This is a genomic window from Streptomyces sp. NPDC048338, assembly GCF_043201055.1.
GTDB lineage: Bacteria > Actinomycetota > Actinomycetes > Streptomycetales > Streptomycetaceae > Streptomyces.
This window is the reverse complement of record NZ_JBICYQ010000019.1, coordinates 40,112-58,668: the sequence shown is the minus strand read 5'-3', so window position 1 is coordinate 58,668 and position 18,557 is coordinate 40,112. Positions and strand designations below refer to the sequence as shown.

Here is an 18,557-nt window from a genome sequence, read left to right as displayed (position 1 = left end):
GGATGCCCCTTGTGCGGGCCACCGAGCGAGACGCCCCTACTCGTTCGTGTATTCCTCCACAACCGTGGCGCCGAGCTCGCGCACGATCAGCTCGTGACCGGACAGCGCGGAGTCGACGAGGTCGGGATCGTCCTCCTCCGGCACGTCGTCCTCGGGCGCGACGGGCGTCGGCGCCTGGCGCGCGGGCGGGCCCGACGGGGACTGCTGGGGCTGCTGATGGGCCGGGGGCCCGGCGGGCGGGGCGGGAGCCTGGTGCGCGGGCGGTGCGGCCGGGGGCGGAGCCTGCTGGAAGGACGGCGCGGGGGCCGGCGGAGCCGGGGGCCGGCCGCCGCCGAAGTTGGCCGCGGCGGGGGGCGGCGCGGAGCCGCCCGAGGGATCGATGATCGCCTCGATCTTCCACTGGACGTTGAACTGCTCCGCCAGAGCCTGCCGCAGCACGTCCTCGCTGCCGCTGCTCGCGAAGTTGTCGCGGGCACCGGCGTTCAGGAAGCCGAGCTGGAGGGTGGTGCCGTCGAAACCGGCGACCTGGGCGTTCTGGCTGAGCAGGATCCAGGTGAACCGGCGGCGGTTCTTCACCGCCTCGAGGATCGACGGCCACATGTTCCGGATCTGGGCGGCGCCCTGACCGGCCGTGCCCGCGGGGGCGGCGGCCGGGGCCGCCGGCTGCGCGGCGGCGGGTGCCGGTGCGGGAGCGGCGGGCTGGGCGGGCGTGGCGGCGCCGGGCCAGGCGCCCGGGGCGGCCGCGCCCGGCCAGGCACCGGGCCGCGGGGCGTCGGTGGGGGGCGGCGTCCGGCGCGCGGGCGCGGGTGTCTCCGGGGCGGGCGGCGGCGTGGGGGCGGCCTGCGGGACCGGCGGCGGGGCCATCGGGGTGTGCGCCTCGGGACCGGGGACGTACCCCAGGGAGGGCGCGGGCGCGCCTGACTCGAAGACGGGTGCGGGCGCGGCGGCGGCGCCGCGCTCCAGGCGGTCGATCCGGGCCAGCAGCGAGCGCTCGTCGTCGAAGGCGGCGGGCAGCAGCACGCGCGCGCAGATCAGTTCCAGCTGGAGTCGCGGCGAGGTGGCGCCGCGCATCTCGGTCAGTCCGCTGTTGACCAGGTCGGCCGCCCTGCTGAGCTCGGCGGCCCCGAAGACGGAGGCCTGGGCCTGCATGCGTTCGATGACGTCCACGGGGGCGTCGATGAGCCCCTTCTGCGCGGCGTCGGGAACGGCGGCGAGGATGACCAGGTCGCGCAGCCGCTCCAGCAGGTCGGCGACGAAGCGCCGGGGGTCGTTGCCGCCCTCGATCACCCGGTCCACGACCTCGAAGGCCGCGGCGCCGTCGCCGGAGGCGAACGCGTCCACGACGGAGTCGAGCAGCGACCCGTCCGTGTAGCCGAGGAGGGACGTCGCCATGGCGTATGTCACACCGTCCTCGGCGGCGCCGGCCAGCAGCTGGTCCATGACGGACATCGAGTCGCGCACGGAACCGGCGCCGGCGCGCACGACGAGGGGCAGCACCCCGTCCTCGACCGGGATGCCCTCGTGGCCGCAGACCTCGCCCAGGTAGTCCCGCAGGGTGCCGGGCGGCACGAGCCGGAAGGGGTAGTGGTGCGTCCGCGACCGGATCGTGCCGATGACCTTCTCGGGCTCCGTGGTCGCGAAGATGAACTTGAGGTGCTCCGGCGGCTCCTCGACCACCTTCAGCAGGGCGTTGAAGCCCGCCGAGGTGACCATGTGCGCCTCGTCGATGATGTAGATCTTGTAGCGGCTGGACGCCGGCCCGAAGAAAGCCTTCTCCCGCAGGTCACGGGCATCGTCCACACCACCGTGGGAGGCGGCGTCGATCTCGATGACGTCGATCGACCCCGGCCCGTTGCGCGCGAGGTCCCGGCAGGACTGGCACTCCCCGCAGGGCGTGGGCGTGGGCCCCTGCTCGCAGTTCAGACAGCGGGCGAGGATGCGCGCGCTGGTCGTCTTTCCGCATCCGCGCGGCCCGCTGAACAGGTACGCGTGATTGACCCGGTTGTTCCGCAGGGCCTGCTGCAGCGGGTCGGTGACATGCTCCTGCCCGATGACCTCGGCGAACGACTCGGGGCGATAGCGGCGGTACAGCGCGAGAGACGACACGCCTACGAGGTTATAGGCGCCCACCGACAACCCGGGAACGCAAGCGCCCCCCACGCACCCGCCAGAGCCGACCTACCCTTGCTGCCTTCCGGCCCTGGGGGAGTTCAGTCAGATAGCGCCACGTGAGGGGCTGCGCCCAGGGTACCCGATCCCGGGGGCGGTTCGATCCCCCGATCCCCACCTCGGGAAGCCGGTCGGGATCACGTTCGCGAGCACCCCTCGGCGTCTTGTATTGTTTGCCGCGGAGGATTCGCCTAGTGGCCTAGGGCGCACGCTTGGAAAGCGTGTTGGGGGCAACCCCTCACGAGTTCGAATCTCGTATCCTCCGCCAGTGCCTCACCGGGCACGATGTCGAAGGGCCCCGCAGCTTGCTGCGGGGCCCTTCTTCGTTCCTCAGCTCCCGTTGTCCTGGTCTTTGTCCACAGCGGTTGTTTCCGGGGGTCCCCAGATCGCTGCCCCGATCTTCCGGGCTACTTCCTTCAGGAGGTGGTCGGGCACGTGGAGGTACCGCGCCCGCATCCTCGCGGCTCCTCCGGGCTCCCAGCCCATGATCTGGTCGATCACTCGGTCCGGGACGCTCAGGAGCATCAACACCGTGCCGGCCGTGTGCCGGGCGTCGTGCAGACGCCCGTTCCGGACCGCCGCGTCCTCCAGGAGCCGCTTCCAGTCGTGGTAGTCGGTGTTCGGGCTCAGCGGGCCGCCCAGGGCTTTGGTGAACACGTACTCCGACTCCGTCCATAGGTCCCCGGCACGCTTGCGCTCGTGGGCCTGCGCCTCCCGGTGAGCACGGAGCATCGTGACGAGCGGCCCGGGGAGGGGAACGGCCCGGCGGCCCGCCCTGGACTTCGTGTTCTTCGTCTCGCGTCGGGTCTGCACCCGGTCCGGGCAGTAACCCGCCTTCCTGTCGCAGGGAGCCGACGCGGGGCACCCATGGGCGTACTTCGGGCGGAGCCGGTTGCGGCGCAGCCTCAGGTACTCGTTTTCCAGGTCGACGTCCTCCCAGCGCAGCCCTAGCGTCTCGCCCTGGCGCAGCCCGAGTGCGAGGGCGAGCATCCACCGGGCGCTGTTGCGGCGCTTGTTGACCTCCAGCAGCAGGCGCTGGACCTCCTCCACGGAGTAGGGCTCGACCTCGGACTCGTCCTCCTCCATCCGGGGCGGCTTGGCGAGGGCTGCGGCGTTCTTCGCTGTGTGGCCGCGCCGCACGGCCTCCCCCAAGGCGGTGCGGGCCGTCCGGTGCGCCTGGTGGGCGGTTCCCGCCTTGCTGCCGGCGTTCTGCATCCGGCGGTACAGGCTCTCCAGGTGCTCCGGCTCCAGGCGGTCGATCCGGTGCTTCCCGATACCGGGGATCAGGTGCACGCGTACCGCGACCTCGTAGCCGTCGTAGGTGTTCTCGCTCACGACCGGCTTGGCGATGTTCTCGATCCAGTGGGTGAGCCACTTCTCGACGGTCCACGGCTTGCCCGGCTGACGCGCCGAGCCCTCATCTCGCTGCTTCTCCAGGCGGCGGACCTCGTCCACCAGTTCCTTACGGGTGGGGCGGGTCAGGTGGCGGCGGTACGGAGACCCGTCGTCCTTGAAGCCCATGGGCACTCGGGCGTGCCAGCGCTCGTCCTTGCCGAAGTAGATGGCGGATTCGCCGTTGGCTCGGCGCGTTCGCTTCTTCTGTTCTTCCACGGTGTTCCTCTTAGGCGGCCGGCCGGTGGGCGCGGCGGAGCTTGGCGGCGAACTCGGTGACGGCGTCTGCGGGGACCCGGCGGAGCCGACCGACGGGCACGGCTTCCAGCTCTCCGGTGCGGATGAGGCGGTAGCAGAGGGTTCGGCCGATCTGGAGGCGGCGGGCGGCCTCCTCGACCTTCAGCAGGACGAGCGTGGGGTCATCGGGCGAGTCGGGGGCTCGGGGATCCATCTGGTGCACTCCTCATGGGCGAGAGCGGATGGCTGTGGCTTCTCGTCGGCCCGCACCTGTCCGAGGTCGGGATTTCTGCGTCATCGCGTCATTAGCGTCACTCGGCCGTCTGACCTGCTGGTTTCAGTGACGCAGGGGTCTCCGGTCTGCGTCACTGGTGACGCAGGCGCCCGTCACCTCGGTGACGCGGGTGACGCAGGATGACGCACACTTTGGCGGCTGCGTCACCGCTGTAGTGGCAGGTCAGGTGCCGTTTCCGGCCGTCCGTGACACAGGTGACGCAGCGTTTCTCTCTTAGGAAAAAGAGAGGGTGTGGTGTCTGTTGTTGTGCGTGCCTCAGGGCGTGAAGAAGGAGCCGCTGCGCGGCGCGTTCCTTGCAGCGGCGGCACGCCGCCGACGAACAAGAGGAGCACCCCCCGGCGAGGCGGAGCCGTGCTCCTCTTGCTTGTGCAGCGGTGCGGCGCGGTCTAGAACATCCCGGCCTGCTCGTCGCGCGACGGCTGCGGCGGGCGGGTCATCTCGATGTAGCGGGCGGTCTTGGTGCGGCCCCAGTCGACGACGACGCCGCGTGCGGCGAGGACGGGCTGAAGGCGCTTGAGGCGGTCGGAGAGGACCTTGCCGGTGGTGGGCCACCCCTTGGGCACGATGCGGAGGCCTTCGCGGGTGTAGAGCTGGGTGAGGCTGTGCAGCCACTCGGACGACGTCATCCGGACGTCCGTGCCCGGCTCGATGCCGGCGGCGTGGTCGAGGACGGTCTGTGCGAGTACGTCGCCTTCGATGACGTCGTCGTTGAGGTCGTCCAGGCTGGTCCGATAGGCGTCCAGGGCTCCGAAGCCGGTGGCGGCGTCGAGCTGCGCGCAGAGGTGAGCGAAGTCGGCCATGCGCAGGTCGGTCGGGATCTGGGCCTGGGCCGCGCGGACCTTGACGGCGAGGTCGAGCAGGGAACCGAGGATGACCGGGAGGATCTCCTCGAACTCCGCCCACAGCTCCGCCTCGGTCCGCCGCACCCGTGGACGCTCCAGACGCAGCGGCAGGAGGCGTTCGGCGAGGTCGGGGCGGATGACGCCGACGTCGATGCCGGTCAGCAGCAGGGGCTTGCGGTAGCGGGAGCGCACGACGTCGCCGTCGGTGAACAGGGCCCGCTTGATGGTCTCGGCGCCGGTGACGATGCAGCACATCAGGTCGGACAGGTCCGGGCCGAGGTGGGAAAGGTTGTCCAGGGCGGTGACCCATCCGGCAGCGACGGCCGCGATCAGGTTCTCCTCGTCCTTCGGGGCGCGGCGCAGGTCGCCGCTCATGCCCTCGATGATCCGCAGGAGCATCCGGGCGCCGGTGGACTTACCCGCTCCCTGGGGGCCGGTGAGGAACGGGGCGGGGACGGGCACGGACGGCCCCAGGCAGCCGATGAGCCAGGCGATGGCCAGGCTCTCGGTCTGAGCGTTGGCGAAGTTGCACAGCCGCATGAGGAGGTCGATGCCCTTGCCGTCGGTGTCCTTGGCCGGCAGGGGCAGTTCGCCGGTGAGTTGGGTGCGGCGCCAGCACACCTCCTCGGGGTCGGGGGTGAGGATGTCCCAGCCGGTGGGGTGGATGCGGACGGACTTGCCGTCGTTGCGGCCCAGGTCGAGCCACGTTGCGCCGTCGAATCCGGGGGCGACGCGGATGTGGACGGGCTGTACCTGCTCGGTGATGGCCAGTGCCTCGATCAAGTCGAGTGCCTCCTTGAGTGCGGTTCCGTTGAAGACGCCGTAGCCGTCCTTGAACAGGCCGACCATGAGTTCCTGTCGGTGGCTGCCCGTCGTTCCCTGGGAGCGGATCGGGCGGGCCACGGGGTGACCGTTGCGCTGGGCGTACACGGTTCCGTCGGCGGTGCGGAAGTACCTGAAGTGGGCCTGTGCGTAGTTGGAGATGACTTCGCGGGCCGGATTCTTCTCGTCCTCGGGCATCGCTAAATCCCCAGAGCCGTGAGGGCGTTGGACCAGGCGTCCGTGCAGTGCCGTGGGGACTCCCCCTTGGCCTGAGCAGCGGTGAACAGGCGGGCGATGTGGGTCTCGGTCAGGCAGCCGCACCGACCATGAGCGGACAGCACCGCCAGGAACGTCCGGTACACCGTGGCGTGCACCGCGCTCGCCGCATCGGCGATGCGCTGCTCGGCCATGGCGATTCCGCGCTCCAGGTAGGCCGGCGAGCGGTGGCGGCACTCCCCACCCCCGGCCGGCGGGGGCACCGTGACGGCGCGAGGCGCGGGCCGGGCCGTGGTGGGCTCCTTCTCGGCGAGCAAGTGCACGACCTCCGGCAGCTCCGCCAGGGTGCCGGTGCCGGGGCCGAGCCACCGGGCGTAGGACATTGTCGACTTGAGGTCGACACCCTCGCGGACGCCGTTTACCGACCGCATGGCGCCCCGGTAGATCCAGTGCTCGCCGCGTGTGGTGGTCACCGTCGCGGTGGGCGGCAGGTTCGTCCGGGCCCAGCCGATGGCGGCCGGGTTGTCGAGGTCGACGACGGTCACGCCGGCGCCGCCGGGGTGGTAGCCGATGGCCCGCGCCCGGCGCCACGCGGCCGTCCACTGCGGGGAGGCGACGACGTCGGGGTCGGTGGTGGCGGCGGCCCATCCGTGGCACGGCCACGGGCAGGCGCAAGGGCCGGGGGTCTTCATGTTCGGCCGTCCGCCGCAGGCCAGGTCCTCGCACACGCGGCAGTTCCCGAACGGGCGCTTGTCGGCCCGCAGGGGCAGCACCGGCAGGCCGCTCTCGGCGAGGGCCAGGGCGGTGGTGGGGATGCTGTTCACGCGGCAGCCTGCCTTTCGTGGGTGAGGTACTGGGTGGCGATCCACTGGGTGTAGGCGGGCGGCACGGCTTTGCGGGCTTCGGCGCTGCTCATCCAGGTGCAGCCCATGGCGTCGGCGTAGGCACGCTCGCCCTTGTGCTCGAAGGCCAGGAGGCCGGAGTGATGCCAGCACGGGGGCAGCAGGTCTCCCTGGCTGCCCCAGGACGTCTCGAAGACCCGGTGGCGGCGCACGTTCAGGCCGAACTGCGAGCCGCACAGCAGGTAGTCCGGGCGCAGGATCCCCGCTTTGGCGGTCTCGGGGACGTTCTCGATCACCCACGGGATCCCGGACGCCGCCAGGCGGTCGCGGCCGACGCCGATGAGGTCGGGGTGGTCGTTCGGGTTGCCGCGCCAGGCGGTGACGCGGGCGTAGCGCTCGCAGGGCCAGGAGGCGTGGATGAGGTCGAAGCCGTCGAGGGGGAAGGTGAGGGCGTCGGCCTGGTGGAAGGTGAAGGGGTAGGTCGGCTGCGGCCGGTTGTCGACGCCGGTCACCTCGAACCCGGCGAGGTGGTAGCCCATGGACAGGCCACCAGCGCCGCAGCACAGGTCCAGGACCCGCAGCCCGTTCGGCCGGCGCAGTGGCAGTACGCGACCGTTCATGCCGCCACCCCCGCGCGGGTCCGGACCAGGTAGGCGGCACCGATCCACTGGCTGTACGCGGGCGGGATGGCCTCGGTGAGTTCCTCACGGACGTCGGTCCAGTCGATGCCCATCGCCGCCTGCAGCTCGGGGACGGACGGCTTGCCGCCGCCGTTGCCGTACGCGGCGACGTAGGGCCCGTCGAAGAACTCGCCGTGCCGCCAGCCCCGGACCCGGCCCCGGTGGGGGACGTGCGCGGGCCGGGCGACGCTCCAGTGGCCCAGCTCGAAGTTCCGGTGCCGCAGGACACCGAGTCCGAACTGCTCGCCGCACAGGGTCAGGTCCTTGCGGATCTCCGCACGTCCGTTGGGCTGCTCGATGACGTACGGCAGCTTGGAGGCGTCCAGCAGGATCCGGGTCGGGGCGACCAGGTCGACGTGGTCGCCACCCCAGCCCTGGGACCGGTTGGTGCCCACGGTCAGGGCGCACCCTGCCTGGCAGGGCGGCGAGGAGTGGACGAACGCGAACCGCTCGATCTCCCCGGACGCGATGAGGTCCGCGAGGAAGTCGAGGGCGTCACCCTGGTGGAAGGTGAAGGGGTAGTTGGGGCGGGGGCGGATGTCGACGCCGACGACGTCGAACCCGGCCCGGTGGTAGCCGGTCGCCGCGCCGCCAGCGCAGCAGAACAGGTCCAGCAGCAGCGGCCGGGCGGCGCACTCTCGCCGGATCGGGATGGCATGGGTCATGCTGGATGTCTCCAGTTCGTTGGTAGCGGTCTGGATGTGAGGGCGGTCCCGGACTTTGGCGAGACGGGGCCGCCCCTGTCTGTATGGATGGTTCGAGGGGGCGGAATGACGACGGCGTGGATGGTGCTGGCGCTCGGTGAGGCGCGGGAGCACGCCGGGAACGACGGCTACGACGACAACCCGGCGGAGCACTACAGCTGGGACAGCACGGTGCAGAACCACGCCCGCCTCGCCGTCGGCGACGTGATCGCTCTGTGGGACAAAGCCGGGCTGATCGGTGTCTCGGTGATCCAGGCCATCGACACCGGCACGGCGCAGAAGACTCTCTACTCGTGCCCGCGCTGCGACAAGGCCGATATCAAGCGACGTCTACGGGACAAGCCGTCCTACCGATGCGGCAAGTGCCTGCACCTGTTCGACGACCCGGCCACGGAGATCCGAACGGTGACCACGTACACGTCACGACACGCAAAGGCGTGGATGGACGGACGCGGCCTGCTCTCGGCGCCGGAACTACGCGCTCTGTGCGATTCGCCGAAGTCGCAACTGAGCATGCGCCCGGCACGCTGGGAGAAGCTGCGCGACGCACTCCTGGCCACCGAACAAGGCGACGCCACAAACGAGATGGAGACCGGATCGTGGAGCGACATCCCGGGCGGCCACAAGGTCACCACGGTGCGCGTGCGAGTGGGCCAGGACGCATTCCGCAAGAACCTGCTGAAGGAACACGGTGAGACCTGCGCGTTCACCGGACCCACCCCGGCCGCCGCACTGGAAGCAGCACACCTGTACAGCTACGCCAGCAGCGGTGAGCACCACGAATGGGGAGGACTCCCCTTCCGGCGCGACGTACACATCCTCTTCGACCGCGGCCGGCTCGCCGTCTGCCCGGACACCGGGCTCATCGACGTCACCGAGGAGCTTCACGCATACCCGGTGTACGCGCAGCTCCACGGCCGACGGACCGCCGTGGAGCTGCGGCCCGAGCACCTGGTCTGGCTCGCCGCACACTGGCGCATCCACCGAACCGATGCCTAGCTCCGTAGGCGTACTACAGGTTCTGGATGGCCTGGATGAGCGAGGTGGTGAGCTGGTTGATGGGGGTGGCGGCTCCGGTGGAGGCGAGGAAGAACCCGAAGCCGGCGGCGATGAACGCGGCGCCGGGGCCAAGGGTGCGGGAGCGCAGGAGGAAGAACAGGACGAGTCCGAAGAGCGCGACCAGGGACACGGTCACGACCATGGCGGGATCTCCTTCGACGGGGTGCGGGAGGGCTGGGTAGGGTGCGGGTACCTCGGGTGCTGACAAGCCCGGGGACATGGCCGACGACGCGTCCGCCTAGCTCCTGCTCGGAGCGGGGACGTCTCACGACGGGTGCCGTCGGCTGCTTCGTGTCCGGGGTCAGCGGGTGCCGGCGCGGTGGATGGCGCGGCTGTGGTTGGTCATGCGCCGGCCGACGCGCAGGCGTGTGCCGTGGCCCTTGCAGCGGCGGCATGGCTTGTCGCGCTTGGGGCGGCCCTTGCGGTCGAGGACGACCTTGTGGCCGAAGCCCCGGCATTTGCGGCAGGTCCCGAACGGCGACGCGGCACACAACAGCGTGTAACCGGCGAGGGTGGCGAGCAGGAGCAGGGCACTAGCGGTGAGCATGGGCGGTCTCTCCCCCTCCAGGGCGGGTTTCCAGGGGTTTCCGCAGGTGGGCCGCTAGACGCTAGTGCGCAGGTCAGCGGCCCTTTGATGTGCTAGCGCGGCTGCTAGACCTAGCAGCCGGGGCTGCTAGGTCTAGCGGTGCTGCTCGGGTCAGGCGGCGGCCCGATCAGCGTTACGGCGGGTGACGGCGGCGGTGATGTCGGTGCGGTCGATGCCGCGCCGGTTGGCGCCCTTGCCGTCGTCCGTCTGGCCCCAGACCTGTCCGGGCTTGATGCCGTACGGCTTGAGAGCCGCGGTGACGTTCTCGCCCTTCCACCCCGCGTACGTATCCGGCCGCAGCGCCGTCAGGCGGGTTGCGATCCGCTCGCACCACACCGCCTTCTCGCCGTCGAGGATGACGTCGAGGACGTCGGCGAGGATGCCGGATCCGGTGGTCTTGTCGGGGCCCTTGCCGATGGCGTGGCCGGTGACGTTGCCGTAGTCCTCACGTGCCTTGCGGGCCCGTGCGACGACCTGCTCGGCGGCGACCGCATCGACGAACGCGGACGCGACGATCCGCGGGTCGTCGCCCTCGCCGGCCATCCAACAGATACCCCGGTCCGAGCGGGAGAACATCGTCGCCCGGTACCCCGACTTGTACATCGACGTCCCCAGCACCATGTCGTTCGCGGGCTGCCCCATGACCTTCAGACAGAACCGCAGGATCGCGTTCGCGCTGATGCCGGTGGGCAGGGACTTCGCGTCCGGCCGCTGGGTGCCGAACAGGGTGACGATGCCGAGCGCGGGGCCGCGCTTGACGAGGTCGGTGCAGATCGCTTCGATCTCCGCGCCGTGCTCGCCGTGCTCGAAGGGCACCTGGCACTCGTCGAACCCGACCACGATCGGGTGCAGCCCGAGCGACTTGTCGTCCGCGAGGGCGGGCGTGACCTTCGACTCGGGGCAGCGCGAGCGCGGCAGGGACTTGATGACCTTCGCCCTGCGCCGCAGCTCTTCCTTCAGCTCCCGCAGCGACTCGACGACGTAGCCGATGTCGTCGTCCTCCTCACCGGCGCGGTAGCGGTGGCAGACCGGCTCCAGGGCGCCGAAGTCGCCGGTGCCCTTGAAGTCGAACGCGTGGAGCTCCGCCCGGGGGTCGAGGGCGGCGATCAGCAGGAGCAGCCGCATCAGGAACGTCTTGCCCATGCGGGGCACGGAGCCGACGACGACGGCCGCGAACATCAACGTCACCGCGACGTCCCGCATCCGCTGGTCGTTGCCGAACACGACCGGCTTGAACAGGTCCACCGTGCCGGTCTTGAGCAGCGGCCACGCCGGTTTGGTGGTCTCGTTCATCGGCTTGTCCCCGACCCACAGCACGAGACGCCCCTCATGCTCGGTGGGGTCCGGCGAGGGCCACACACAGCCGACCTTCCGCCGCAGGCCGGACGCGAGGGGCTTGCGGGCCTCCATGATGTCCTCGGGCGTCACGCCGTAGGGCAGGTCGAGGTCGGCACGGTAGCCGGGCCCGTCACGCACGATCTCGCTGGTAAAGCGCAGGCCGTTCATGTCGCCGCCCTTCTTGATGGCGGCGGAGATCTTCGCGTTGCCGATCGAGTCCAGACCGCGCAGCACGATCGAGCCGGTCAGCTTCTGAATCTCGGTCTTGAGGACCGCCGGGCCGACGACCGGGGAATCGGGCTGCTGTCCGGCCATGCCGAGCAGCAGCACCCCACCGGTCGCGAACACGAACAGGTAAGCGGGGGCGACGACGTACAGCCAGAGGGCGAATCCGGCGCCGAACACGAGGGACACGAGGGTGACCAGACCGCGCAGCCGGATCCGGCCGGCGCGCAGCTTGGACAGCCGCATGTACTCCTCCACGTCCTCCGTCCGCACCGCGTAGTCCCGCAGCGGCGCGGCCTCCCGGTCCCACACCCACCGGTTGGTCGACGCGATGAACCGGCAGGTTCCCCGCGGCGACATCAGCGCCAGGCGTCCGGCGTACACCGGGATCCGGACGCCGTGGTAGAGCGCCGCGTAGCCGATGTTCGCGCCGGTGTGGCGGGCGGTGGCGAGGAAGTCGCGCCGGTTGGTGAGCCATCCGGCGAGGACCGGCTTGCGCTTCTCTATGGTCACCTTCGGGTCGGGCAGGGACGGGTTGTCCACCAGCGTCGGCGCGGTGGGCGTCTCGCCGTCGTCGATGTCGGGCACTGGGCGCAGGTGCGCGGCCGTGAGCGTCTCGGTCATGCTGGGGTTCTCCTGCTGCTCGAAAGGGCGAGGGAGGAACCCGGGGACGGCGCGGTTTCCTTGGCCGGGACGGCCGTCCCCGGGTCACAGCTACTTCTTGGCGTTCTTCTCGGCGCGCTCGCGGGCGCGGTCGATGATCCGGTCGACCTTCTTCTCCAGGTCGCCCTGGTAGACGCTCTCGCTGGCGATCGACCGCTTGCACATGCGGGCCACGTTCCATGCGATCCGGGCGTGCTCTCCGGCGGTGAGCTTGGGGTAGTTCGGGTCCTGCTCGTTCTTCTTGTTGGCCACGACGGGTCCCTTTCCGGGCCGGGGCTGTCCCGACTCCCCACCCACCCCCGACGGTCGGCCAATGGGGTGGGCAGGCAGGCGTCAGTCCTGCGAGACGGAGCGGGTCAAGACCCGACCTTGCGGATCTCGTGGGCGTGGACCAGGACCGGGGCGATCCAGATACTGATCCGGTCGACGGTCCAGCGGCCGTCCGTCAGCGGGCCCGGCGGGACCTCGTCCAGGACGCGGCCGGTCTTGCCGACCGCGCGGGGGTCGTCCTCGCAGGCGATGATCAGGACCTTGTCTCCGGCACGGAACATCTCACTTCCCCTTCCGTGAGCGACGGGCCTTGCTCAGAGTCTTGGCGGCGGCCTTGCCGTCCGGGCCGCCGACCGACTTCACGACGCTCACGACGCCCCAGGCGAGGACGGCGGCGAGGAAGGCGAGCAGGGCCAGGTTCGCGGCGATCGCGGTGAGCGCGCCGACCAGGAGCGGGCCGAAGTAGACCCCGGCGGCGACGGTGCCGGCGCCGATGCCGGAGCCGAGCGCGATCCGCTGCACGGTGCGGTCCGGCGGGGCCTGGTGGATGTGCTGGTGGACCACCTGCGGTGCGGCGGCGGTGGCCGGTACGGCGGGGAGTTGGTCGGCGTAGGTGTAGGTGCCGTCCGGGAGCTGCACGACCCGGACCGGCTCAGGCAGGTTGCTCATGATCGAGGGCTCCTTTCAGAGCTGGTTGGGCTCCAGGGAGAAGAACAGGACGGTGAACCGGCTCAGGCCCCAGTGCTCGCCGACCTGCTCGCGGAGCGTGGTGTAGGTCGCCATGCGGGTGTGGATCCCGGGGACGACCGGGACGGTGCCGTCCTGGGTGACCATGCGGCCGTCGTCGGTCTGGACCGTGAGGATGAAGTGGTGCGGGACCGGCGCGGGCAGGGCAGCCGGGACGGTCGTGTTCGCGGTGGTCGTCATGACCTGGACTCCTTGCTGCCGCTCACGCGGCGAGAGTGGTGTCGGGGTAGGCGCAGGGGGTGCACATGCCGAGCGAGGACGGGATGCGGTACCCGGCATCCCGCCCGCACTCCGGGCAGACCCGGCGGGCCGCGTTCGCCCGCTCCAGAGCCGCGCACCGGGCCGGAGTCATCGACCGCACAGGTTTGGCCCGGTCGATGCGGTACAGGAACGCGATCAGCGGTTCCTTCCGGCGGCGGGGGCGTTCGAGCTGGGCCACGACCGGCTGACCGCCGGGACGCAGCCCGAGTGCCCGGAGCTGCCGGAACGTCGCCAGACCCTCGGGAGCGAGGCGCCAGCCGTAGACCGGGAGGGCGCTCATGCCGCCGTCTCACCGCGTTCGCCCTTGAGGGTGTCGCGCAGCCACCGGCCCTTCTCGGGCGAGGTCCGCAGCGCCTTCCGGATCCCGTCGGCGGTCAACTGATCCACCGGCCACGACTCAGTCAACTGGCGCGCCTCAGCGAGCAGTTCATCTTTCGTGCGGCGCGGCTTAGTCGACTTCGCCGCGTCCGGCACCCGGCGGGTGACCCGCTTGGGTGGGGTCGACTGCTCGGCCGCGTCGACTCGCTTGGCCCCCCGACCGGTCGACTCGGCCGGAGGGAGCGGGGTGGGCTCTTCCTGCTCGAACAGGTCGCGCGGATTGCGGTACGCGACCGGACCCGGTTCGAGGGCCGGTACGGGCAGGTCAGAGGTAGACCGTTCCATACTGGTCTGGGTCGATTCCTCCGCATCTGCGGAGTCGATCGGTCGGGTAGACCGGTCGATCTCCAGCCCTACGACCATGCCGACCGGTCCGGCGACCGATTCATCGACCGGTCGGGTGGTCAGGGCGGGGGCGGTCGGGGCGCCGAACATGTCGGCGAGTGCTGCGTCGGCTCCGACGGTGACCCGCTGCCGCTGGACGTCGAGCAGTCGATCGCCCAGCGCGAGGTCACCGGCGCCGACCTTCCGCGCCAGCTTCCAGGACGTCCGTTCCGACTTTGCCCGGACCTGCTTGTCGGGGTGGTTCGCGGCGCGGGCCCGGTGGTAGGCGAGGGCCTGCACGATCGCCGCCGCGTGCGCTTCGGCCTCGGCGTCGCGGCCGTCACGGTAGACGACGATCCGGCGGGCGAGGAACGCCGCGCCCTCGGCGGACGCGGTCATGCCCATCGGGGTGATCGCGTAGATGACCATCTCGCCCGGGGTCTTCGCGGCGGTTACGGACATCGCGGACGCGGCGGCGGGAAGAGCCCACAGCCCCGCCCGGATCGTCTTCGGTGAGGACTGCCCGAGCAGCGTCAGGCCGAGCAGCACGATCGCCAGCACGGCGGTCGCACCTTCACCGGCCGCGACCGCACCCACCGCCGTCCCCGACCCGAACGCGGCCTTGATGTTGGTGTAGGTGCCGTACCCGCCGGCGCCGCCCGTGGCGAGCATCGGCACGAACGCGGCAGTCAGCACAATTTTCTGAAGCTTGCTCAGCGGCCTTCCGGTCGCGCTCACGACTCTTCACCACCCTCGTACGCGTCGGCGCGGTGCAGGAGGCGGCTGACGGCGATCACGCCGAACCCGGCGATGGCCCCCAGGTAGTGGACGTCCCGGTTGCCGATGACAAGGCCCCAGACCTCGACCGTGACGCACAGGCTCATCAGGGCCCAGAAGACGATGCGGTTCACTCGTCGCCCCCGTGCTCCTCAGAGGCGAACGGGGTGTAGGTGACGGGGTTGCGCTTCGTCCGGTCGCGGAGGTCCTGGATGGTGTCGTCCAGGGCACCGGAGCCGGGGAAGCGCAGCAGGACCGACAGGGCGATCCGCACATCCGACGAGCGACGCTCCAGCAGCCTGTAGTGCTCCCGCTCGTCGTCCTCATGGATCGACGGCATCGGCATGTCCAGCGCTTCGACGATCGCGGTCAGCAGGCCGGTCACGTCGCCGCTGAGGTCGGCGGGCCTGCTCATGCGGCACCACCCGTCAGCGTCGCGCCGGCGCGGTTGGTGAGGTCCCGGCGGGCCGCCATGATGCGGTTGCGGGCCCGGCGGATCCGCTGGGTGTCCAGCTCGGTGGCCGGACGGTCGATGGTCATGATCTGCGCGTCGAGCAGGTCGACCTCCGCCAGGATCAGCGGCATCTCCTGCTCGATCGCGTCCAGCTCCGCGTCGGACGGCTCGCGTCCGAACGGGGTGGCCGTAACAACGGCCTGAAGTGCAGCGATGGACTTCATTGGGTGTGTTCCTCTCAGACAGGAACGGCCCGAAACGACCCCCCGGTGCTCCAACACCGGGGGGTCTCGCCGTTAGAACCAGAGCACTTCTCCGGCTCCCCTCGACCCCGCCCGTACGGAACCCGCGAACGGGGCTCGGACGGGCGGAGGAGGCAACCGGCCGCAGCAACCGCTGCGCAGGTGACCTGACGTCCGCGAATCACCGGATAGTCCGATGCGCCGAAGTGGCGGCGGATCAGGGGGACGCAGCGGGCGCCACCGCCGTGCAGGTCCAGCACGGGCGGCGCGCCCAGAGTCTTCGTCGGTACATCGAGACCCCCTAGGTCGTCGGATCGGAACAAGCACTGCAAGGGGGATCTCTGTCCCCACTCTCCGGCCGTTGCTCGCGGTCACCGGGCCACCTCGCCAGTCGGGCCGAAGCCCTGTCCTCTGGCCTTTAGCGGGATTGCAGCGTCCCCACCCTGAGCAGGCGGCGAGTCCTCCCACCTGGGGGAATATCGCCGCAAGCGGGCACACTTAAAGGTGTTGCACCGCTTGCTCAACTTGTTGGTACAAGCTGATGCAGTGATGTTGCACCCACGGACAGTGAGTCGTCAAGCGATCGGGGCCCACATGTACCAACAAGTTGAGCGAGTGCGTCATGATGGACGCATGAACAAGCAGCCGAAGTACCGGCAGGTCGCGGACGCTCTTCGTCGCGACATCGACAACGACGTCTATAAGCCGGGCTCGCGCCTGCCCTCCGAGAGCGAGCTGAGTACTCGGTTCGACGCTTCGCGCAACACCGTCCGCTCTGGCCTTTCCCTGCTGGTCAGCGAGGGGCTGATCTCGTCGAGCCAGGGGCTTGGATACGAGGTCAAGAAGCATGAGGTGTTCAAACTGAACGCGTCTCGCTTCGAGAACCTGACCTTTCCGCAGAACGGTGACGCCTACAGCACCGATGTCACCAACGCCGGCCGTCACCCCAGCCAGACGTTCCGTGTCGAGGTGACCCCGGCAACCGAGTACGTGGCGGAGCGACTCAAGGTCGAGCGGGAGTCGACCACCGTTCTCCGGTTCTGCCACCGCTTCGTAGACGACGTGCCGTGGTCGACTCAGGCCACCTACTACCCCGACTGGCTCGTGAAGAAGGCCCCGCGACTGGCGGAGCCCGGCGACATCGCCGAGGGGACCACGCGCTACCTTGCCGGAATCGACGTCGAGCAGATCGGCTACTTCGACGAGATCGCGGCCCGGATGCCCACCCCGGACGAAGCGCGACTGCTGGACATCGGCGCTGGAGTCCCGGTCCTGCTCTGGACCCGTACCGGCTACTCGGCGGACCAGGTCATCCGCTGCACCATCACGACCTTCCGGGGGGATCTGAACCGGATGAACTACGAGATCGGCACGTTGTCCGCTCGGCAGGAGGACGAACCGCAGTGATCATCGAGCGAGCGACCGCAGAGGACCTCGACGCACTGCTCGCGTTCCGCCAGGAAGCGGCGACGTGGCTCTCCGATCTCGGTACGGATCAGTGGCAACGCCCGTACCCAGCAGACAGGTTGCTGAGCACGATCGAAGCTGGAGTCGTCTTCATGGTCCGCGACGGATCGGTGACGGCGGCGACCATCACGTTGACCCCGGAAGCGGAAGGCGGACTCTGGAGTGAACAGGAACTCCGGCAGGAATCCCTGTTCGTGAACAAGCTGACCGTGGCCCGCACGCACGCCGGCCAGGACCTCGGTGGACGGTTGCTCGATTGGGCAAGCGACCAGGCGTATCGTTCCGGCGTCATGTGGCTCCGGCTCGACGCCTGGACCACGAACAAGCCGCTCCAGGACTACTACCTTCGCCATGGGTTCGAGCATGTGCGCACGGTCACGGAGGGTGGAGCGGTCAACGGTGGACCCCGAGTCTCGGGGTGGCTCGCGCAGCGTCGAGCGATGCCCAGTACGACGCATGGGCTGACTGGCCTGGTGGGATCGGACGCATGGTGATGCCTGCCTGACCGCCCATGTCGGTCGGTGTGATCAGGGAGTCACGAACGATGGCGCGCGCCTCAGGTCTCGTGATGCTGCAAATCCCCTTCCGTGAACACAGAAGCCTCGCAGGCTGAACCTGCGAGGCTTCTGCATCAAAAGTCTGAGGGTCGACATCACTGGCCGCAGGCCCCTGCCGCCAGCGCGAGGGGATCGAGGGCTACGTGAGCGAGGCAGTGAAGCGCTCGACATGCATGCTGGCGGCTGCGCCCCACGCAAGGTTCAAACGCAGTTGGTTACCTTGCTGATGGGAGACATGATCAAACAGCATGCCGATTGTGGCTGCGCCTCCGATGCCCTCCCGCGCTTGTCCAGCAGGCGGAGCCTGGTCAGGCTCGAAGGTCGTGAACTCCAGCCGACCGGACTCGGGCCAGTAGATGCCGACCGTGGCCGGCGGCGCCTGCCGGCGCATCCTGGCGTACACGTCGTCGATGGTGTCGCTCTCCAGCGCCGTGACGATGGCGTCGCCTGATCGGTACCCGTGGGCGCCGAACTGACGTCGAATCTCTGGATCAGCGAGCCTCTTGGCTACTTCGAAGGCCGCCTTGCGTCGCAGCGCGCGTTCGTCAGCCACACCGCCACCTCCGCAGGTTGTCTTCCCACTTTTCTTGCATCTCGTCCAGCGCCCCCTCGTAGCTATCGTGCACGACATCCCAGGCGCCGTCACGTTCGGGGATGTCACGAATCAGGTCGTGATCAAGCAACACCGATCCGCTCCGGCCGAAGAGATGCCGGTGGACCGTGCCGCCACAGCAGTCGATGCGAGCCAGCTCCTCCCAAGCGCCGTAATCGCTGGTCAGCTGCATGACGGCAAAGTCGACGATCTTGTTGCGGTAATATCTCAGCCGAACTCGCAAAAGATCTTGTTCTGAGCATGGAATGTCGAAAACTTCCTGCTCAGCGGGCGGAACGTTCGGTGGTCGATACACCGCCTTGGGTGGCGTCGCACCCATGTCGACGAGCTTGCTCCGACGCTTGTTGCTGTTGTTCGCCATAGGCATCGCCCCCCTCTAACGAGTGACGAACATTAC

The 18,557-nt window shown here is 69.7% G+C and carries 24 protein-coding genes, 1 tRNA gene and 1 other RNA gene; 4 read left to right on the top strand and 22 right to left on the bottom strand.

Annotated features, from left to right (window positions below; genetic code table 11):
- Positions 1–36: 36 nt before the first annotated feature.
- Together ACGFZF_RS34880 and ffs are read right to left on the bottom strand one after the other, a co-directional pair.
- Entirely contained in the window at positions 37–2,106 is a 2,070-nt protein-coding gene (locus tag ACGFZF_RS34880; protein WP_393560938.1) for a DNA polymerase III subunit gamma and tau, read from the bottom strand.
- Positions 2,107–2,142: 36 nt separating this feature from the next.
- An RNA gene (ffs, locus tag ACGFZF_RS34875) (signal recognition particle sRNA small type) lies at positions 2,143–2,241 on the bottom strand.
- Positions 2,242–2,349: 108 nt separating this feature from the next.
- Between ffs and ACGFZF_RS34870 the strand changes: the two genes are divergently transcribed.
- A tRNA-Ser gene (locus ACGFZF_RS34870) sits at positions 2,350–2,437 on the top strand.
- A 62-nt stretch (positions 2,438–2,499) separates the two neighbouring features.
- Here the strand turns inward: ACGFZF_RS34870 and ACGFZF_RS34865 are convergent.
- The 6 genes from ACGFZF_RS34865 to ACGFZF_RS34840 form a co-directional block, all read right to left on the bottom strand.
- Positions 2,500–3,780 carry a tyrosine-type recombinase/integrase gene (locus ACGFZF_RS34865; RefSeq protein ID WP_393560936.1) on the bottom strand — a complete coding sequence of 427 codons (1,281 nt, stop codon included), beginning with the start codon at positions 3,778–3,780 and terminating at the stop codon, positions 2,500–2,502.
- Positions 3,781–3,790: 10 nt separating this feature from the next.
- Positions 3,791–4,012 (bottom strand): excisionase family DNA-binding protein, encoded by a 222-nt coding sequence (locus tag ACGFZF_RS34860; RefSeq protein ID WP_393560934.1) that lies wholly within the window; start codon positions 4,010–4,012, stop codon positions 3,791–3,793.
- A 467-nt stretch (positions 4,013–4,479) separates the two neighbouring features.
- Positions 4,480–5,955, bottom strand: a complete 1,476-nt coding sequence (locus ACGFZF_RS34855) for an ATP-binding protein (protein ID WP_393560932.1) — start codon at positions 5,953–5,955, stop codon at positions 4,480–4,482.
- 2 nt (positions 5,956–5,957) lie between these two features.
- On the bottom strand, positions 5,958–6,797 hold the full coding sequence (locus ACGFZF_RS34850) for a bifunctional DNA primase/polymerase (protein WP_393560930.1): 840 nt from the start codon (positions 6,795–6,797) through the stop codon (positions 5,958–5,960).
- Positions 6,794–7,435: a class I SAM-dependent methyltransferase gene (locus tag ACGFZF_RS34845; RefSeq protein ID WP_393560928.1), complete on the bottom strand. Its 642-nt coding sequence runs from the start codon at positions 7,433–7,435 to the stop codon at positions 6,794–6,796. Before ACGFZF_RS34845 ends, ACGFZF_RS34850 begins: the two co-directional genes overlap by 4 nt.
- Positions 7,432–8,160 carry a DNA methylase gene (locus tag ACGFZF_RS34840; RefSeq protein ID WP_393560926.1) on the bottom strand — a complete coding sequence of 243 codons (729 nt, stop codon included), beginning with the start codon at positions 8,158–8,160 and terminating at the stop codon, positions 7,432–7,434. Before ACGFZF_RS34840 ends, ACGFZF_RS34845 begins: the two co-directional genes overlap by 4 nt.
- A 105-nt stretch (positions 8,161–8,265) precedes the next feature.
- Between ACGFZF_RS34840 and ACGFZF_RS34835 the strand changes: the two genes are divergently transcribed.
- Entirely contained in the window at positions 8,266–9,198 is a 933-nt protein-coding gene (locus tag ACGFZF_RS34835; RefSeq protein ID WP_393560924.1) for an HNH endonuclease, read from the top strand.
- A 13-nt stretch (positions 9,199–9,211) separates the two neighbouring features.
- Here the strand turns inward: ACGFZF_RS34835 and ACGFZF_RS34830 are convergent, their stop codons facing one another.
- From ACGFZF_RS34830 to ACGFZF_RS34775, 12 genes are all read right to left on the bottom strand, one after another.
- The gene (locus ACGFZF_RS34830) at positions 9,212–9,400 is read right to left on the bottom strand and encodes a hypothetical protein (protein ID WP_393560922.1); all 189 of its coding nucleotides are present in this window, start codon (positions 9,398–9,400) and stop codon (positions 9,212–9,214) included.
- Positions 9,401–9,559: 159 nt separating this feature from the next.
- Positions 9,560–9,805 (bottom strand): hypothetical protein, encoded by a 246-nt coding sequence (locus tag ACGFZF_RS34825; protein ID WP_393560920.1) that lies wholly within the window; start codon positions 9,803–9,805, stop codon positions 9,560–9,562.
- Between the two features lie 150 nt (positions 9,806–9,955).
- Positions 9,956–12,031, bottom strand: a complete 2,076-nt coding sequence (locus ACGFZF_RS34820; RefSeq protein WP_393560918.1) for a cell division protein FtsK — start codon at positions 12,029–12,031, stop codon at positions 9,956–9,958.
- A gap of 90 nt (positions 12,032–12,121) precedes the next feature.
- On the bottom strand, positions 12,122–12,322 hold the full coding sequence (locus ACGFZF_RS34815) for a DUF6257 family protein (RefSeq protein WP_393560916.1): 201 nt from the start codon (positions 12,320–12,322) through the stop codon (positions 12,122–12,124).
- A gap of 104 nt (positions 12,323–12,426) precedes the next feature.
- On the bottom strand, positions 12,427–12,621 hold the full coding sequence (locus tag ACGFZF_RS34810; protein ID WP_393560914.1) for a hypothetical protein: 195 nt from the start codon (positions 12,619–12,621) through the stop codon (positions 12,427–12,429).
- Between the two features lies 1 nt (position 12,622).
- Complete coding sequence (locus ACGFZF_RS34805) at positions 12,623–13,009, bottom strand: DUF6251 family protein (RefSeq protein WP_393560912.1); 387 nt, start codon at positions 13,007–13,009, stop codon at positions 12,623–12,625.
- Between the two features lie 15 nt (positions 13,010–13,024).
- Positions 13,025–13,267: a hypothetical protein gene (locus tag ACGFZF_RS34800; protein ID WP_393560910.1), complete on the bottom strand. Its 243-nt coding sequence runs from the start codon at positions 13,265–13,267 to the stop codon at positions 13,025–13,027.
- 22 nt (positions 13,268–13,289) lie between these two features.
- On the bottom strand, positions 13,290–13,628 hold the full coding sequence (locus ACGFZF_RS34795; RefSeq protein ID WP_393560908.1) for an RRQRL motif-containing zinc-binding protein: 339 nt from the start codon (positions 13,626–13,628) through the stop codon (positions 13,290–13,292).
- Positions 13,625–14,788, bottom strand: coding sequence for a conjugal transfer protein (locus ACGFZF_RS34790; protein ID WP_393560907.1), 1,164 nt, complete (start codon positions 14,786–14,788; stop codon positions 13,625–13,627). Before ACGFZF_RS34790 ends, ACGFZF_RS34795 begins: the two co-directional genes overlap by 4 nt.
- Entirely contained in the window at positions 14,785–14,961 is a 177-nt protein-coding gene (locus ACGFZF_RS34785) for a hypothetical protein (RefSeq protein ID WP_393560905.1), read from the bottom strand. The genes ACGFZF_RS34790 and ACGFZF_RS34785 overlap by 4 nt, the downstream gene beginning before the upstream one ends.
- Positions 14,958–15,242, bottom strand: a complete 285-nt coding sequence (locus ACGFZF_RS34780; protein WP_393560903.1) for a hypothetical protein — start codon at positions 15,240–15,242, stop codon at positions 14,958–14,960. The genes ACGFZF_RS34785 and ACGFZF_RS34780 overlap by 4 nt, the downstream gene beginning before the upstream one ends.
- Complete coding sequence (locus ACGFZF_RS34775) at positions 15,239–15,505, bottom strand: DUF6284 family protein (RefSeq protein ID WP_393560901.1); 267 nt, start codon at positions 15,503–15,505, stop codon at positions 15,239–15,241. The genes ACGFZF_RS34780 and ACGFZF_RS34775 overlap by 4 nt, the downstream gene beginning before the upstream one ends.
- A gap of 651 nt (positions 15,506–16,156) precedes the next feature.
- Between ACGFZF_RS34775 and ACGFZF_RS34770 the strand changes: the two genes are divergently transcribed.
- Both ACGFZF_RS34770 and ACGFZF_RS34765 read left to right on the top strand, forming a co-directional pair.
- A complete protein-coding gene (locus tag ACGFZF_RS34770; protein ID WP_393560899.1) occupies positions 16,157–16,930 on the top strand; it encodes a GntR family transcriptional regulator in 774 nt (257 codons plus the stop codon).
- Positions 16,927–17,484: a GNAT family N-acetyltransferase gene (locus ACGFZF_RS34765; protein ID WP_393560897.1), complete on the top strand. Its 558-nt coding sequence runs from the start codon at positions 16,927–16,929 to the stop codon at positions 17,482–17,484. Before ACGFZF_RS34770 ends, ACGFZF_RS34765 begins: the two co-directional genes overlap by 4 nt.
- Before the next feature lie 202 nt (positions 17,485–17,686).
- Here ACGFZF_RS34765 and ACGFZF_RS34760 read toward each other — a convergent pair whose 3' ends face one another.
- Positions 17,687–18,100 (bottom strand): hypothetical protein, encoded by a 414-nt coding sequence (locus tag ACGFZF_RS34760; RefSeq protein ID WP_393560895.1) that lies wholly within the window; start codon positions 18,098–18,100, stop codon positions 17,687–17,689.
- Positions 18,093–18,521, bottom strand: a complete 429-nt coding sequence (locus ACGFZF_RS34755) for a hypothetical protein (RefSeq protein WP_393560893.1) — start codon at positions 18,519–18,521, stop codon at positions 18,093–18,095. Before ACGFZF_RS34755 ends, ACGFZF_RS34760 begins: the two co-directional genes overlap by 8 nt.
- Between the last annotated feature and the right edge of the window lie 36 nt (positions 18,522–18,557).